Source organism: Enterococcus sp. AAFC-DPL-5182 (genome assembly GCF_058216605.1).
The window spans coordinates 1,992,686-2,008,926 of record NZ_CM177101.1 but is presented as its reverse complement, the minus strand read 5'-3'; the positions used below and the strand labels follow the sequence as shown (position 1 = coordinate 2,008,926).

Annotated in this window: 17 protein-coding genes; 16 read left to right on the top strand and 1 reads right to left on the bottom strand. The window is 35.9% G+C overall.

What is annotated here, in order from left to right; all coding sequences use genetic code 11:
- The first annotated feature begins 112 nt into the window (after positions 1 to 112).
- The 6 genes from AC4BB7_RS09245 to AC4BB7_RS09220 all read left to right on the top strand — a co-directional run bounded on the left by AC4BB7_RS09245 (position 113) and on the right by AC4BB7_RS09220 (position 7,025).
- The gene (locus AC4BB7_RS09245; protein ID WP_490482826.1) at positions 113 to 1,453 is read left to right on the top strand and encodes an aldehyde dehydrogenase family protein; all 1,341 of its coding nucleotides are present in this window, start codon (positions 113 to 115) and stop codon (positions 1,451 to 1,453) included.
- A 179-nt stretch (positions 1,454 to 1,632) separates the two neighbouring features.
- On the top strand, positions 1,633 to 2,943 hold the full coding sequence (der, locus tag AC4BB7_RS09240; protein WP_086313114.1) for a ribosome biogenesis GTPase Der: 1,311 nt from the start codon (positions 1,633 to 1,635) through the stop codon (positions 2,941 to 2,943).
- Positions 2,944 to 3,190: 247 nt separating this feature from the next.
- The gene (locus AC4BB7_RS09235) at positions 3,191 to 3,466 is read left to right on the top strand and encodes an HU family DNA-binding protein (protein ID WP_010761417.1); all 276 of its coding nucleotides are present in this window, start codon (positions 3,191 to 3,193) and stop codon (positions 3,464 to 3,466) included.
- Positions 3,467 to 4,170: 704 nt separating this feature from the next.
- Positions 4,171 to 5,217, top strand: a complete 1,047-nt coding sequence (locus tag AC4BB7_RS09230; RefSeq protein WP_490482825.1) for a hypothetical protein — start codon at positions 4,171 to 4,173, stop codon at positions 5,215 to 5,217.
- Positions 5,218 to 5,220: 3 nt separating this feature from the next.
- The gene (locus AC4BB7_RS09225; protein ID WP_490482824.1) at positions 5,221 to 6,480 is read left to right on the top strand and encodes a tetratricopeptide repeat protein; all 1,260 of its coding nucleotides are present in this window, start codon (positions 5,221 to 5,223) and stop codon (positions 6,478 to 6,480) included.
- A gap of 8 nt (positions 6,481 to 6,488) precedes the next feature.
- A complete protein-coding gene (locus AC4BB7_RS09220) occupies positions 6,489 to 7,025 on the top strand; it encodes a ReoY family proteolytic degradation factor (protein WP_490482823.1) in 537 nt (178 codons plus the stop codon).
- Between the two features lie 53 nt (positions 7,026 to 7,078).
- Here the strand turns inward: AC4BB7_RS09220 and AC4BB7_RS09215 are convergent, their stop codons facing one another.
- Positions 7,079 to 7,972: a YitT family protein gene (locus tag AC4BB7_RS09215; protein ID WP_490482822.1), complete on the bottom strand. Its 894-nt coding sequence runs from the start codon at positions 7,970 to 7,972 to the stop codon at positions 7,079 to 7,081.
- 160 nt (positions 7,973 to 8,132) lie between these two features.
- Here AC4BB7_RS09215 and AC4BB7_RS09210 point away from each other — a divergent pair, with 160 nt between their 5' ends.
- The 10 genes from AC4BB7_RS09210 (at position 8,133) to aroB (ending at position 16,232) form a co-directional block, all read left to right on the top strand.
- Complete coding sequence (locus AC4BB7_RS09210) at positions 8,133 to 8,480, top strand: nucleotide pyrophosphohydrolase (RefSeq protein WP_086313109.1); 348 nt, start codon at positions 8,133 to 8,135, stop codon at positions 8,478 to 8,480.
- The gene (dapB, locus tag AC4BB7_RS09205) at positions 8,473 to 9,261 is read left to right on the top strand and encodes a 4-hydroxy-tetrahydrodipicolinate reductase (protein WP_086313108.1); all 789 of its coding nucleotides are present in this window, start codon (positions 8,473 to 8,475) and stop codon (positions 9,259 to 9,261) included. The genes AC4BB7_RS09210 and dapB overlap by 8 nt, the downstream gene beginning before the upstream one ends.
- Positions 9,258 to 10,469 carry a CCA tRNA nucleotidyltransferase gene (locus AC4BB7_RS09200; protein WP_490482821.1) on the top strand — a complete coding sequence of 404 codons (1,212 nt, stop codon included), beginning with the start codon at positions 9,258 to 9,260 and terminating at the stop codon, positions 10,467 to 10,469. The genes dapB and AC4BB7_RS09200 overlap by 4 nt, the downstream gene beginning before the upstream one ends.
- A 5-nt stretch (positions 10,470 to 10,474) precedes the next feature.
- Positions 10,475 to 10,846 (top strand): thioesterase family protein, encoded by a 372-nt coding sequence (locus tag AC4BB7_RS09195; RefSeq protein ID WP_490482820.1) that lies wholly within the window; start codon positions 10,475 to 10,477, stop codon positions 10,844 to 10,846.
- An 82-nt stretch (positions 10,847 to 10,928) separates the two neighbouring features.
- The gene (locus AC4BB7_RS09190; protein WP_086313105.1) at positions 10,929 to 11,381 is read left to right on the top strand and encodes a hypothetical protein; all 453 of its coding nucleotides are present in this window, start codon (positions 10,929 to 10,931) and stop codon (positions 11,379 to 11,381) included.
- 73 nt (positions 11,382 to 11,454) lie between these two features.
- Positions 11,455 to 12,435 (top strand): NAD(P)H-quinone oxidoreductase, encoded by a 981-nt coding sequence (locus tag AC4BB7_RS09185; RefSeq protein ID WP_490482819.1) that lies wholly within the window; start codon positions 11,455 to 11,457, stop codon positions 12,433 to 12,435.
- Positions 12,436 to 12,451: 16 nt separating this feature from the next.
- Positions 12,452 to 12,790, top strand: coding sequence for a nitrous oxide-stimulated promoter family protein (locus AC4BB7_RS09180; protein ID WP_490482818.1), 339 nt, complete (start codon positions 12,452 to 12,454; stop codon positions 12,788 to 12,790).
- 396 nt (positions 12,791 to 13,186) lie between these two features.
- On the top strand, positions 13,187 to 14,056 hold the full coding sequence (aroE, locus tag AC4BB7_RS09175) for a shikimate dehydrogenase (protein ID WP_490482817.1): 870 nt from the start codon (positions 13,187 to 13,189) through the stop codon (positions 14,054 to 14,056).
- A gap of 29 nt (positions 14,057 to 14,085) precedes the next feature.
- On the top strand, positions 14,086 to 15,108 hold the full coding sequence (gene aroF / locus AC4BB7_RS09170; protein ID WP_490482816.1) for a 3-deoxy-7-phosphoheptulonate synthase: 1,023 nt from the start codon (positions 14,086 to 14,088) through the stop codon (positions 15,106 to 15,108).
- 62 nt (positions 15,109 to 15,170) lie between these two features.
- Positions 15,171 to 16,232, top strand: a complete 1,062-nt coding sequence (gene aroB, locus AC4BB7_RS09165) for a 3-dehydroquinate synthase (protein WP_490482815.1) — start codon at positions 15,171 to 15,173, stop codon at positions 16,230 to 16,232.
- Positions 16,233 to 16,241: the final 9 nt, after the last annotated feature.

Sequence of the window (16,241 nt, the reverse complement as noted above, 5' to 3'; positions counted from 1 at the left end):
TACGCAAATAGGTAAATTTTGTCCATAATCTTCTTAAAATATTCCCTAACAAATTGCATAAAATAGATTAAAATCAATTTGTAAGCGTTTAAAAAAGAAGGAGTGTTCAAATATGACTGAAATAATTAAAGTAGAAGAAATTGAAACACTAGTCGAAACAGCAAAGAAAGCACAAGCCGTGTATGAAAATTATACACAAGAGCAAGTAGATGCTATCGTGAAAAATGTCTATCAAAAAACACTTGATAATGCCGAAAAATTAGCTATTTCAGCAAATGAAGAAACTGGCTTTGGAAAAGTTTCTGATAAAGTGATCAAAAATACCTTTGCAAGTGAACAAGTATATGAAAGTATCAAAGATCTGCCAACAGTAGGAATAATCAATCGCCGTAAAGAAGAAAAAATAATTGAAATTGGAATTCCTTTAGGTGTTGTCGCAGGTTTGATTCCTTCAACAAATCCGACTGCAACAGTTATTTTCAAGTCACTGATTGCTTTAAAAACTAGAAATGCGATTGTTTTTTCACCACATCCTAAGGCGTTAAAATCAATTTTGATGGCGGTGGAAATCATTGAGCAAGCAGCGGTTGAAGCAGGTGCACCAGCTGGCTTAGTTCAAGTGATCCAAAATCCTACCTTAGATGCTACAAGTGCTTTAATGAAGCATACCGATGTTTCCTTGATTCTTGCCACAGGTGGTAAAGCAATGGTTCAAGCAGCATATAGCTCTGGTAACCCAGCAATTGGGGTAGGTCCTGGAAATGTTCCAGTATTAATCGATGCAACAGCTGATATTGCTCACGCGATTGATTGCGTAGTCAGCAGTAAAACATTTGATAATGGAATCATTTGTGCTTCAGAGCAAGCTCTTGTAGTTGATAAAACTGTGAAATCTGATGTTATTGAACAATTAAAAGCGAAAAAAGCTTACTTCATGAATGAAGAAGAATCAGCGAAAGTCAGTCAATTTATTTTAAGAGAGACAGGAACATTGAATCCAGAAATCGTCGGAAAAAGTGCTCCAGATGTTGCGAAATTGGTAGGTATCTCTGTACCGGAAGATACAACTATTCTAATTTCAGAGCAATCAGAAATCGGTCATCACAATCCTTATTCAAGAGAGAAATTAACACCGATTTTGGGACTATTCACAGTTGATTCATTTGAAGATGGGGTAGAAACATGTAAGGCTTTACTTGCAAATGAAGGAACAGGTCATACAGCAGTGATTCATACTACAACTGATGCAAACGCAGAGACGTTTGGCTTAGAAATGAGAGCATCACGTATCTTAGTGAATACATTAGGAGCATTAGGAGCAATCGGAGCTACAACTAAATTAGCGCCTTCGATGACATTAGGCTGCGGTGCGATGGGCGGCAGCAGTACGACTGATAATGTAACAGCTCATCATTTGATGAATGTTAAACGCATCGCTTATGGTATTGAATAAGAGTAAATAAAAGAATTAAAATAAAATAACCTGTAATTGCAGTTTTGAAGATTCGCAATTACAGGTTATTTTTTTGCATCAAGAAGGTTAATTCACTTAATTCACTAGTTTTTCTTGCATCTTAGACAAGCTTTAGGTAAACTAGTAAAGATTGAAAACTTGTCAAGGAGGTAATTTGAATGGCAAATCCAACAATTGCAATTGTCGGTCGTCCCAACGTAGGGAAGTCGACAATTTTTAACCGTATAGCTGGTGAGAGAATTTCTATCGTAGAAGATACACCAGGTGTAACAAGAGACCGTATTTATGCCACAGGAGAGTGGTTAGGACGTGAGTTTAGTATTATTGATACAGGTGGTATCGATCTAAGTGACGAACCGTTTATGGATCAAATCAAGCATCAAGCAGAAATTGCTATTGAAGAAGCAGATGTGATTATTTTTGTCGCAAGCGGCAGAGAAGGGGTTACAGATGCAGATGAATTAGTTGCAAGAATTTTGTATCGCAGCAACAAACCCATTATTTTAGCTGTCAATAAAGTTGATAACCCTGAAATGAGAAATGATATCTACGAATTTTATTCTTTAGGACTAGGCGATCCATTTCCTATTTCTGGAAGTCATGGTTTGGGTATTGGAGATGTTTTAGACGAAGCTGTTAAACATTTTTCAACTGAAATTGAAGAAGAAGATGAAGATACGATCAAATTTAGTTTGATTGGGCGTCCAAACGTGGGTAAATCTTCATTGATCAATGCGATTCTTGGTGAAGACCGTGTGATCGTTTCAGAAATAGAAGGAACAACTCGTGATGCAATCGATACGCATTTTGAATCAGAAGATGGGCAAAAATTCTTGATGATCGATACAGCTGGTATGCGCAAACGAGGCAAAGTTTATGAATCAACAGAAAAATACAGTGTGATGCGTGCCATGCGCGCCATTGAGCGTTCTGATATTGTTTTAATGGTTTTAAATGCGGAAGAAGGAATTCGGGAGCAAGATAAGAAAGTTGCTGGATACGCTCATGAAGCAGGGCGAGGGATCATCATCGTTGTGAATAAGTGGGATACAGTCGAAAAAGAAACAAATACAATGCGTGATTTTGAAGAAGAGATCCGCGAAGAGTTTCGATATCTTGATTATGCACCGATCATCTTTGTTTCAGCCTTGACAAAACAACGTTTGAATAAATTACCAGAGTTGATCGAACTGGTCAGCATGAATCAAAATCTACGTATTCCATCAGCCTTGTTGAATGATGTAGTGATGGATGCTATTGCCATCAATCCAACACCAACGGATAAAGGAAAACGTTTGAAAGTCTTTTATGGAACACAAGTGGCAATCAAGCCGCCAACTTTTGTTATTTTTGTAAATGAAGAAGAATTAATGCATTTTTCGTATGCACGATTCTTAGAAAATCAAATTCGTAAAGCTTTCACTTTTGAAGGAACACCAATCAAAATTATTCCAAGAAGACGGAAGTAGCGCATTTTACCACACTTTTTTCAAATGTACAAATAAATTCATTGAGTTATAAAAAAAAATGATAGTTTTAGAAAAAACTGGTTAAAACGCATCAAAAACCTTGCTATTACAAGCTTCCTATGATATCGTGATAACAGAATATTGATCCAATTCAATATTTGTACGTCATTTTTGGACCACTCAAAAATAAACGTAAATTAGATATCTTTTAGATATCCTATCCCTTGTGGAGGAGGTGAAATAATCCATGGCAAATAAAGCAGAATTAATCGAAAACGTTGCATCTTCAACTGGTTTAACTAAAAAAGACGCAACTGCAGCAGTGGATGCTGTATTTTCAACAATCCAAGAATCTCTTGCTAAAGGTGAAAAAGTTCAATTAATCGGTTTTGGTAACTTTGAAGTTCGCGAACGTGCGGCTCGTAAAGGACGTAACCCACAAACTGGTAAAGAAATTCAAATCGCTGCAAGTAAAGTACCTGCGTTCAAACCAGGTAAAGCGTTGAAAGATGCTGTTAAATAAGACAGTTCTTAGAACCCTTGATTATTCAAGGGTTCTTTCTTTTTTTATAGATATGAAGCATTTCCAAGGCTAGGGTAAAAATAGATTAGCGTAAAAAAGGCTAACAAATGATCACTAATCTTTACAACATACGTCAGACATAGCAATACCCATAATCATGCCAGAAGCAGAGAGGGCTAATGCTGCAATTAAGCCAGCATAGAACACTTTTTTCATTTGATTTACCTCCTATATTTGCAACGAGTATAGCACAAGTTCAATTAATAGGGCAATTAAATGGTTAAAAACTGAAAGAGCCAATCTTTTCAGATTGGCTCTAGAGATCATGAATAATTAGCTATGTTAAAAAACGTATAGCCTTACTATGAATTTTGGAAAGTGCTAATTATTCAAATTAGACTGAATCACTCTGTTTCTAAGAATCTGTATTTTTTTAAGAAGTGCGCTATAGTTCTTAAAAGTTGTAGGTTCTTGAAACAATTTTAGTATATCGAATAATTAAGTTTTTTCTACATAGAAAGATATGAATATATATAAAGAAATAGTGAATCAATAATGCCTGTTCTTTAAGAAAAATAAAAGAACAATTGTCTTTAGTTGAAAACTCAAAGAAGATTTAATTTTAAATGGTGTGTTTCAATAAAAACATCCTTCTTTTGGTTTTACAACAACTAATGGTAAAATAAGGAAGAGGGGTGTTATCGATGGAAATAGTATACGAAAAAAATCAGTTACGTACAACGATCGTTTATGGAGAAACATTTGCTTCACAACTTAAATCGATCTCACTTGGCTCGAAACATCTTTTTCTAATTACTAATCAGCGGTATTATGATCTATTTTCTGAGAAACTGATTCAGCTTTTTGATGACAAATTAGAATTAGATTGGTATATTTGTAAGAATGACGCTTATTGTAATAATATGAATGAGTTGGAGGCGCTATTACGTTTTTTAGCAGATTTTGATCAACAACAGGAATTTCTTTTTCTAGGTGTTGGTAATGAAGGGGTTGTTCAGTTAACCAATTTTTTACATGAAACATCTGTATTAACGTCTGAATGCTGGCTCTTACCATTATCGATTCAGTCGCTAAGTAAAAGTTTGATCGGTGAAGTTCAAATAGAACTAAAGAATCATCCTGTTTTGCAGAGTCGTATATTAGCAGATAGAATACTCTATGATCGGACGCTAACAACAGATCATGGTGATGGGAAATTAGTTGATTTTCTTGTTTTTATTCGCTGCGGCTTGGTTTGCAGCCACGATTTTTTACGGATGCTTTTTAAAAATTACAGTGATGCAACTCGTTTAAATCAACACTCTTTTACTGGCATGCTAGATGAAATGATACGTTATTATGAGACAGACGCGCAAATAATTGATCAATTTGGACAACTATTTGAACAAGGCTTTTTAGAAACACCAAATGGACACTTACTGTCTAGCCATATGAAACGATTTTTAGGCTGTTTGTTGCAGTTGCTTTGGGCGCAAGAGCTCAATGGGTTTTCATTTCATTATAAAAACTTCATCATTTGGTTGATTCGTTTAGGATTTCCCGTTGATTTTCCTGATCAAATATTAGTTAGCGATTACGTGGAAGGTGTTCTAAAATGCGTACATCGTGGCGAAGCAGCAACCTTATTGAAAGAAGTCGGTGTATTTGATTCTGTGCAACAACCTAAAACAGAAGATCTATTAGCAACGGTAGAAAAATATAAAACTATTTTAAAAGAAATTAGAGGATAAAATATGACAACTTACAGTGAAAAAATGTTGCAAGCATTACATGAAGAAGATTTAGCACAAGTACAACTAATGCTAGCTGAAGCAATTAGAAAAGATGATGACGATACACTTGCTGATTTAGGCGAGGAATTATTATCCTTAGGATTTTTAGAAGAAGCAAAATTAGTTTTTGAGCATTTATTGTCTATTTTTCCAGAAGCAGAGGGCTTAAATATTCCTTTAGCAGAGATTGCAATTGAAAATGATTTAATCGATGATGCGTTTGTTTACTTGGAAAAAGTGGGAAAAGATAGCGATAGTTATGTTCAAAGTCTACTTGTGACAGCTGACTTGTATCAAGTGATTGGCATACCAGAAGTTAGTGAAGCAAAATTAAAAGAAGCCCAACGATTAATGCCGGATGAACCATTGATTTTATTTGCTTTAGGAGAACTGTATTTTTCTAATGGACAGTTCCAAGAAGCGTCAGCTGCTTACCAAGAGCTGCTTGAGGCGCAAGTTACAGAAATATCGAGTGTTTCTATCAATGAACGTTTAGGAAGCACTCATAGCATGTCAGGCGATTTTGAAGAAGCGATCCCATTTTTAGAAAAAGCATTAGAAGAAGGTCAGACAGATGATCGTTTATTCCAATTAGCTTTCACATACCTACAATTACATGAAAACCAAAAAGCAATTGCTCTATTACAGCAATTAAGAGTATTAAATCCACATTATCAATCGCTGTATTTATCACTAGGCGAAGCACTGCAAGAAGAAGAACAATTAGAAGAAGCGCGCACTGTTTTAGCAGAAGGAATCAAAGAGAATCCTTTCCAAGTAGACTTATACCAATTAGCATCTGAGAATGCTTACCGATTGCACGATACAGAAAAAGCTGAATCGTTGTTGTTACAAGCTTTAGAACTGGGAGAAAAGACCGACGAAACTAGACTTACATTAAGTAACTTGTACTTGAATGAAAATCGCTTTGATGAAGTAATTGAAGTTGTACAGAAAATGGAAGAGCAAGGTCATCCTTATGGGGAATGGAATCTAGCACATGCTTATAATGAATTGGAAGAATTTGATTTAGCAAAAGTTCATTATGAACAAGCATATCAAGAACTTTCTCACGAACCAGAATTTCTAAAAGAATATGCGGTATTCCTTCGTGAAGAAGGAGATCTAGAGAAAGCAAAGGAATTATTACAACACTATCTTCAACACGAACCTGGTGATAATGAAGCAGAATCACTGTTAGAAGATATTGAAGAAAGATAGGTGATAAAATGTTTGTCAATGTCGCAGATAAAAAGGAATTTTTAGTTTGGTTAGTCAATAATATTTCGTTTAGTCAAAGGGAAGTTTTGTGGATTTTAAATTATTTGATCAACCATGAAGCTATTTTGAATAATGTACATTTTATAGAGAAAGCAGATAAAGCTGTTCGTGGAATAAAAGTGACAGCAAGAGAAATGGAAGATGAGCCGATTCGATTATTTTTATCTGGAAAAGAATTTACTGATACTGACCAGATTTTTCATGAAATCCGCATGAATTGGAAAGAAGCGCTATATATAGAGTGTGTATTTGAAGGTTCGTGGCAAAATAGCCAGTATCTATCTATATTGGAGGATAATCCATACGCTCGTTGGAATGAACAGGTCAGTGAAGATGTGATCGAAAGTATTAATGATTTCTTTGCGCAAGAAGAAAAACAAGCGAAGTTAAATTTGTTGTATAGCCAAATTGATTTAGCGTTGGAAGATAATAATTATGAAGCATTTTTAGAATTAACAGATGAATTAAATCGTTTGAACAAGTAAAAAAGGTAAAGTAGAGTGGTGTTATTCCTGTCTACTTTACCTTTTTAAGTGTTTTAATTCAGTTGTTTTTTTCTTTTAAATAACATTTTAGTAGGTCTAGCATAAGTAAAGCCTTCTCCAATGGCTTCGTGGACGTTGATAACAGAGATAAACGCTTTGCTATCAAGTTCGTGAACAATTCGCTTGATCTCCATGATTTCACTTGGACTAACTACTACATAGAGGACCTTTTTATCAATTTGAGAATAACCTCCTTGACCATCTAAATAGGTTACGCCGCGCTCTAATAATGCCATGATCACTTCACCTATATCTTCAGAATGATCTGAAATGACCAGAATTCCTTTTGCTGCATAAGCTCCATCCAAGACAGAATCAACTACCTTACTGAAAACAAATGAGACAATCAACGTATACATCATTCGTTTGACATCAATATAACTCAAAGACAAAATCAATACTAAAATATCAAAAATCAGCAATGAACGGCCCATACTGACACCATAATTTTTTTCTAGAATTCGCGCTACCACATCGGTTCCACCAGTTGTGCCACCTACGCGATACACTAAGCCGCTGCCAATACCAGCTGCAAGTCCAGCCAATAATGACGCAATCAGCAAATCATGATCTAAATTGATTTCTATTGGAAATCGTTGCCATAACCATAAAAAGACGGATAAAGAGACGGTTCCTAAGATCGTATAATAAAATGAATGCTTCCCTAAAACTTTCCCGCCAATCAAGATCAGTGGGATATTGATAATCAAGGTTGAATAAGCTGGATCGATATAAAAAAGCGCACGTAAAATCAAGGTAATACCTGTTACGCCACCTTCTGCTAAATCATTTGCAATATTGAATGTTACTAACCCAAATGCATAAAGACAGGTCCCCGCTAAGATCAGCAAGACATCTTTAACATAAAACTTTTTTTCTTCAATCATCGTGTTCACTCCTAAAACGTATTGGCCAAAGGTATCCGTCTTTGTACCAAAGAACCCTTATCCAGTACTCACTTTATCATTCTCATTATAAAACAACAAGTAGAACCTTTTCAGATTGCGTAGTTTTTGATAAGATGTGTAATAGAAAGGTTGGGGTAAAATGAAAGACGAAAATCAATCTCTGCTTTCGATGCAAGCAGAAGTGGATGCTTATATCCAGCAATTTAAAACGGGTTATTTTTCTCCATTAAGCCAAATGGCACGATTAACGGAAGAAGTAGGGGAGCTAGCCAGAGAAATCAATCATTATTATGGTGAAAAGCCTAAGAAGCTAGATGAAAAACCAAAAACTGTTTCTGAAGAATTAGGTGATGTATTATTTGTCACGATGATTATGGCGAATTCATTAGATATAGATTTAACTGAGGCATTTCAAAAGAATATGGAAAAATTCAATCAACGGGATAAATATCGTTTTGAACGAAAGGATGGACAAACGAATGATTAAAATTTTAGTCGCAGGTTTTAAAGGGAAAATGGGGGCAACCGCAACAAAAATGGTTTTAAATCATGAACAATTTGAATTGGTAGGTGTGTTGGACCCATTTGAAGAAAAGACAAATCTTAATGAGTTAGTAGAATATTCGTCAGTCGATGTACCGATTTTCAAAACGAAAGAAGACGTTCTTTCTGTTCATCCAGATGTTTGGATCGATTTTACAATTCCAGCAGTTGCATACGAAAATACGCGCTTTGCGATTGAGCACAAAATCTCACCAGTTGTCGGTACAACAGGTTTAACAGAAACACAATTAGTTGAGTTGACAGATCGTTCAGAAACTTTAAAGGTCGGTGGATTGATAGCACCAAATTTTGCAGTTGGCGCTGTTTTGATGATGCAATTTGCGCAAAAAGCTGCTGCCTATTTTCCAGATGTGGAAATCATAGAATTACATCATGATAATAAATTAGATGCTCCAAGTGGGACGGCAATAAAAACGGCTGAAATGATGAGTGAAGTTCGTTCAAAAAAAAGCCAAGGTCATCCAGAAGAAAAAGAATTGATAGAAGGTGCACGTGGCGCGGATTTTGAAGGGATGAAGATTCATAGCGTTCGTTTACCTGGCATGATCGCACACCAACAAGTGCAATTCGGTGGTGTTGGAGAAGGTTTGACAATTAGACATGATTCCTATGATCGCAGTTCATTTATGACAGGAGTCGCTTTAGGTTGTCAAAAAGTCGTTCACTTAGATACATTAGTGTATGGGTTGGAAAATCTATTATGAAGCTTGAGAGAATACCAGATGAATTCACTAAAGCTGCGAGTGTGCTGAAAGATATCCAGGCTCACGGATTTGAAGCTTATTTTGTTGGCGGAAGTGTTCGCGATGCACTATTGAGACAACCGATCCATGATGTTGATATCGCTACTAGCGCATATCCAGAAGAAATCAAGCAAATTTTTCCTCGAACAGTTGATGTGGGTATCGATCATGGAACAGTTCTTGTCTTGGTTGGTGAAGAACAATATGAAATCACTACTTTTAGAACGGAGTCAACGTATCAAGATTTTAGGCGACCTGATACAGTAACCTTTGTTCGTTCTTTAAGAGAAGATTTAAAGCGTCGAGATTTTACGATCAATGCTTTAGCAATGAATGTTGAAGGGACGATCATTGATTTATTTGATGGCATGAATGATTTAGAGAAACGGATTATTCGAGCGGTTGGAAATCCTAAGGAACGATTTCACGAAGATGCTCTGCGAATGATGAGAGGGTTACGCTTTGCCAGTCAATTGGACTTTACGATTGAGCCAAATACATTAGCGGCTATTGAAGAATTTCATCCACTTTTAGGAAAAATTTCTGTAGAACGAATTGCTGTGGAGTTCATCAAACTTTTATTAGGAAAAAATAGAAAAAATGCTTTTCAGCCTTTTATCGAGACCGAATGTTATCTATATTGCCCCGAATTAAATAAATATGGCGAAGCATTGTTTAACTTTTTGGATCTGCCAAATAAACAGATTGAAACGGATAGTCAAGCTTGGGCTTTATTGATCAATACATTAAATCTAAAAGATAATGAAATTCGCAGCTTTTTGAAGTCTTGGAAACAATCGAACCAAATGATTCATGAAGTGCAACAACTAATTTATGGATTGAACCAACGACTTTTAGATAACTGGCAAGTCATGGATTTATTTAATTTAGGGTTGAATGCGGCTTTATCTGTGGAAAAACTATTGTTTTATTATGGGCAAAATAGTAAACTTGAAGAAGTAAGAGAACGTTATTTATGTTTGCCTATTCATGACAGAAAACAACTTGCAATCACAGGTAATGATTTACTCACTTATTTTGATAAAAAACCAGGAAAATGGTTGGGTGAGATGATTGAAGCGATTGAAGCAGCTGTTGTAAATGGGGAAATAGCAAATAATAAAGAAGTGCTGATTACATTTGCGAAGGATAAGATTGATAAGGAGTGATAGGCATGAAAGAGTTTTCTAAAAAGTTCGTTGTTGGTTCTAAAGATACTGCAAAAGAAATCGGTTCTGGTGATCTAGATGTATTAGCCACCCCAGCAATGCTAGCGATGGTCGAAAATACGACCAAAGAATATTTGCATAAAGAATTAGCATCAGAAGAAACGAGCGTTGGCACATTGATCAATGCTAAACACCTACGTCCTTCTAAAGTTGGTGCAACTATTACTGTCAAAGTAAAAGTTGAGTCTCAAGAAACGTCTAAAATAAATTTTTCTTTTGATGTTTTTGATGAGGAGGAGATAGTGGCAACGGGAATCCATCAACGGGCTGTTATCTTAACGGATGTTTTTTTGGATAAATTGGCACTTCGTAAGTAATGAAGCGAATAGTGTGACCTAGCTTGAAAGTTATGCTAAACTTAACTTTGTAGAAATTATTTTAGATAAGGGGACTTAAATTATGAGTAGAGAAATGACTGGATTAAAGTTTTATTTTAGAAATGGTGAAACATGGACGATCGGTCGTCGTTTTATCGGAGATTTATGGATCAAACAAATCTCAACTAGCTTTGGCCGTATCCACGGAAGTGAATTTATGGAAATCCATCCATGTGAAGGATTTAAAATCGAAATTTTCCAAGAAGGTGATCACGTTCAAACACATGATATCAACCTTGGTGGATTAGAACTAGGTATGTTCGCTCGTGCGTTAAAATATGAAGATATTGAGCGCATGGAAATTTTATACAAAACTGGTACACCAGATTTAGTATACTTCCCATACAAAGATAAAACTGACGAAGGTTTAGACAATGTATACCAATCTACTAAAGTCAGCGAAAAAACAAAAAGTTTATATATCGTGATCGATCCAAAACAAACCGTTGATGACGTTTATGGTGAAGAACTTTAATAAATAATTGATTTGACCGTAGATTTCTTTTAAAGATTCTACGGTTTTTTCGTTAAAATCGCGAGGTGTAAAAATGAGAGCTATCGAGTTATCTTATAAGGAAAATCAACCAATCTTAGACCTGACTAAAGATGCAGCATTACCTGAACGAACTTCTAACCAGTTATTGATCAAAGTTGAAGCCGCAGCCATCAATCGTACCGATTTAGTGGCAATAGATACAGGAAAACTACCAAAAGGGAACACAATTTTAGGCGTTGAAGTTTCAGGAACAGTAGTAGAAAGTGACTCTGATGCATTCCCTTGTGGAAGCCGTGTGATGGGGCTTGTAAACGGCGGTGGATATGCAGAGTATGCTGTGATGAGCCTTGGTAATGCAATGCTTTTATCTGATCAATTAACGTTTGTTGAAGGAGCGGCAATTCCAGAAGTATTTTTGACAGCATATCAAACATTATTTTGGCTGGGCGAATTAGGTCCAAATCAATCTGTTTTGATACATGCTGGTGCTAGTGGTGTGGGAAGTGCCGCAATTCAGCTAGTCAAACAACTGACTTCTGCGAAAATCTTTGTCACCGCTGGCTCAGCTGATAAACTTGAATTATGTCGATCATTAGGAGCAGATGTTGTGATTAATTATCATGATGAAGATTTTAGTAAAAGAGTTCTGACTGAGACTGCTGGACAAGGAGTGGATGTTATTTTAGATTTTATTGGTGCCTCTTATTGGGAAAAAAATCTAGCTAGTATTGCTTACGATGGTCGCTTGATTCTTATTGGCATTTTAGGTGGTACAATTATAAAAGAGCTAAATTTAATGGATCTATTAGAAAAAAGAATAGCTATCAAAGGAACTTTACTCACACCCAGAAGTGACTCCTATAAAGCAAAACTGACTAAAGAATTTTCGGATAAGACAACTTCACTTTTTGAAACTGGATACTTAAAACCAGTTGTAGATACGGTTTTTTCACTTGAAGATGTAGAAAACGCACATCAATATATGCGAAGCAATAAAAATAAAGGGAAAATCATTTTAAAAATCAATGACTGAAAAGTGAGAGATGGAAATGGTAAAAAAGAATACTGGACCAAAAATACAAGAAGAAAAACGTACTATTCGAGCAATGATCGATATCTATTATAAAAATCACGAAGCAACTAAGATCAATAAACAAATGTTATTGTCTTATTCACATCTTCGATTGGATGTCTGTCGTTTTGGAGAAGAAAAGCCAACGTGTAAGCAGTGTCCTGTACATTGTTATCGACCGGATTATAAAGAGCAAATGAAACAAGTGATGAGATATTCTGGACCAAGAATGTTGCTTTATCATCCAGTTTTAGCTGTAAAACATCTTCTAAAAGAAAATAAAAGTAAAAAAAGCAGTCAAAACCTCGGCAATTAAAGGTTTTTAATTTAAAAAGACAAAAAAATTCAGAACAAAAAGAAAAATAGGTTGACACTTAGTTTTCCTAGGTATATACTGAGAACAATTCTTAAATAAATCAGTTACGGAGTGATTCATATGACAACCATGAAGCATAACCAATCACAACTGAATAATTATTACTTTAGCTATTTTAGATGAGTTTGTATTCATAAACATTATGGATGCAGACTAGCAAGTTTGTATCTATGATGGCTAGGGAATTTTGAGATGACTTTCAGCCGCGTAGATGAGAAAATCTATAGTGGCTTTTATATTACCTATTTTTTGTGAGGTGTTCACTGTAGATTTTTCTAAAAATTTACGTGAATACCTTTTTTGTTTGAAAAAAATCATTTTTTAGGAGGAATTAAGATGGAAAATAAGATTACAGGCCACACTAGACTGGCTGCATTATTTGCTACACCGATCCGTCACAGTGTATCACCAATGATCCATAATACAGCTTTTCAAACATTAGGAATAGACGCGGTATATCTTGCTTTTGAAGTGGGAACAGATGGATTGAAACAAGCCATCGATTCAATCAAAAACTTAGACATGATTGGTGCAAACTTATCAATGCCTAATAAAATCTTAGCCGTTGAGTATATGGATGAGCTAAGTGAAGCCGCTCGCCTGATTGGTGCAGTCAATACTATTACTAATGATCATGGTAAGCTGACAGGACATAATACTGATGGTACTGGTTTTATGAGAAGCTTAGACGATATTGATGTTGCGATCATTGGGAAAAAAATGACGATCATCGGTGCAGGTGGTGCTGCCACAGCAATTATTGTACAAGCCGCGTTAGATGGGGTTAAAGAAATCACTGTTTATAACCGCAAAGATGAGTTCTACGAAAAAATCAAAGAAAAATTAGCTTATATTTCAGAAAATACAAATTGCATTATTACGTTAAACGATTTATCTGATGAACACAGTTTGGCTAAAGATGTAGCTGAAAGTGCACTATTATTAAATGCAACAGGTGTCGGAATGAAACCACTAGAAAACCAAACGCCGATTCAGGATTTCTCTATCATTCGTCCAGATTTAGCGGTGTGCGATGTCATCTACACCCCTAGAGAAACAGAATTCCTAAAACAAGCTCGTTTACGTGGCGCTAAAACCAACAATGGTTTAGGAATGTTACTATATCAAGGAGCTGCAGCATTTGAAAAATGGACAGGACAAGAAATGCCAATAGAAATCGTAAAACCAATTATTGAAAACAACTAAATTAGAATTGACTGAAGGAGAGAATATACATGATCGTAATTATGAAATCAGAAGCAACAAAGGCACAAATCAAATCGGTGATCGAACGAGTAAAAAAAGAGGGACTAGAAGTTCATTTAAGTGAAGGCAAAGAGCAGACCATCATTGGTTTGGTTGGTGACACAAGAAAAATGCAAGATGTAGCATTCAATAGTTACGATGGTGTTGAAAACGCAGTAAGAATTTCCTTAACATACAAATTAACAAGTCGGGAATTTCATCCAGAAAACACAGTTGTGAATGTTGATGGCGTTAAGATAGGCGATGGAAGTATGACGATGATGGCAGGACCTTGTTCAATCGAAAGTTTAGATCAAATCCGTGAATGTGCCAGAATCGCAAAAGCAGGAGGCGCAACGATTTTACGTGGTGGTGCATTTAAACCAAGAACATCTCCTTACGCTTTCCAAGGCTTAGAAGAAGAAGGGTTAAAATACATTCGCCAAGCAGCCGATGAATTTGACATGAAAGTTATTACAGAAGTGATGGACGAAGCACATATCGATATGATTGCTGAATACAGTGATATTTTACAAATCGGTGCTAGAAACATGCAAAACTTCAAATTATTACAAGCTGTTGGGAAAACGGGTAAACCAATTGGCTTAAAACGTGGTATTTCTGGTACAATTGATGAGTGGCTAAATGCAGCTGAATACATCGCCGCTCAAGGAAATTTCAATGTAATTTTCATTGAACGTGGCATTCGTACCTACGAAACGGCAACACGTAATACACTTGATTTAAGTGCTGTTCCGTTAATTAAAAAATTAAGTCATTTTCCAATCATTGTTGATCCAAGCCACGGGGTAGGAATTTGGGATCTAGTTCCTTCGATGGCACGAGCTGGGGTTGCAGCAGGGGCAGATGGTTTGATTGTTGAAATTCACCCAGATCCAATTAATGCATGGTCTGATGGTCCACAATCACTAAACGAAAAAACTTACATGCGTATGATGAAAGAAGTTCATATTATTGAAAAAGCAATGAAAGAAATCAATGCTTTAGGATAAATAAGTAAAACAAAGAACAACTGAAGGTTATTATTTTCTCATTAAAAAAGGAGTTGAAACATTTGAAACTAACAGTAAATTTACCCAATCATTCGTATGATCTGACTATCGAAAAAGGCTTGTTAAAAGACATTGGTCCTTGGACAAAGAAACTGTGGTCGCCACAAAAGATTGTGATCATAACGGATACGAATGTTCAACCTTTATATGGAGATCAAGTTTACAAAAGCTTGAGAGACGCAGGATTTGAACCTTCAACTTTTATGATCGAAGCAGGAGAGCAAAGTAAGAGCTTGTCTGTAGCCGCTGATATTTATGATTTTTTGGCAGATGAAGGATTGACTAGAAGCGATGGGATCATCGCTTTAGGTGGCGGTGTTGTGGGAGATTTGGCTGGTTTTGTTGCCTCAACCTATATGCGTGGTCTTCATTTTTTACAAGTTCCAACGACATTATTGGCTCAAGTAGATAGTAGTATTGGTGGGAAAACAGCAGTTAATACAAAAAAAGCTAAAAACTTAGTCGGTACATTTGCTCAGCCTGATGGTGTTTTAATTGATCCAGATACTTTGAGTACGTTGGAAATCAGACGGATTCAAGAAGGGATTGCTGAAATCATCAAATCTGCTGCTATTGCCGACGAAGATTTATGGCACAAGCTAGACTTACTAGTAGACGAACATGATTTGATTGTACATGCAACTGAAATTATTTCTGCATGCTGTAAAATCAAACGGAAAGTTGTCGAAGAAGACGAATTAGATAATGGCGTTCGTTTGCTTTTAAACTTTGGTCATACAATTGGTCATGCATTAGAAAATACTGCTGGCTATGGTAATTTAACTCATGGTGAAGGTGTAGCAATCGGGATGAGCCAAATCACAAGAGTAGCCGAAAGTAAAAATTTGACACCGGTTGGTACGACCGAGCAATTAAATAAAATGATTCGAAAATTCAATTTGCCAACTACATCAGATCAATGGGATCATGAACAGTTATACACGGCACTGACTCATGATAAGAAAACACGAGGCGGGAAAATCAATATTATTTTATTAGAATCTATTGGAAAAGCCAAAATTGTTCGTATCCCAATAGAAGAAATGAAGAGTTATTTAGACTAGGAGGAAAAC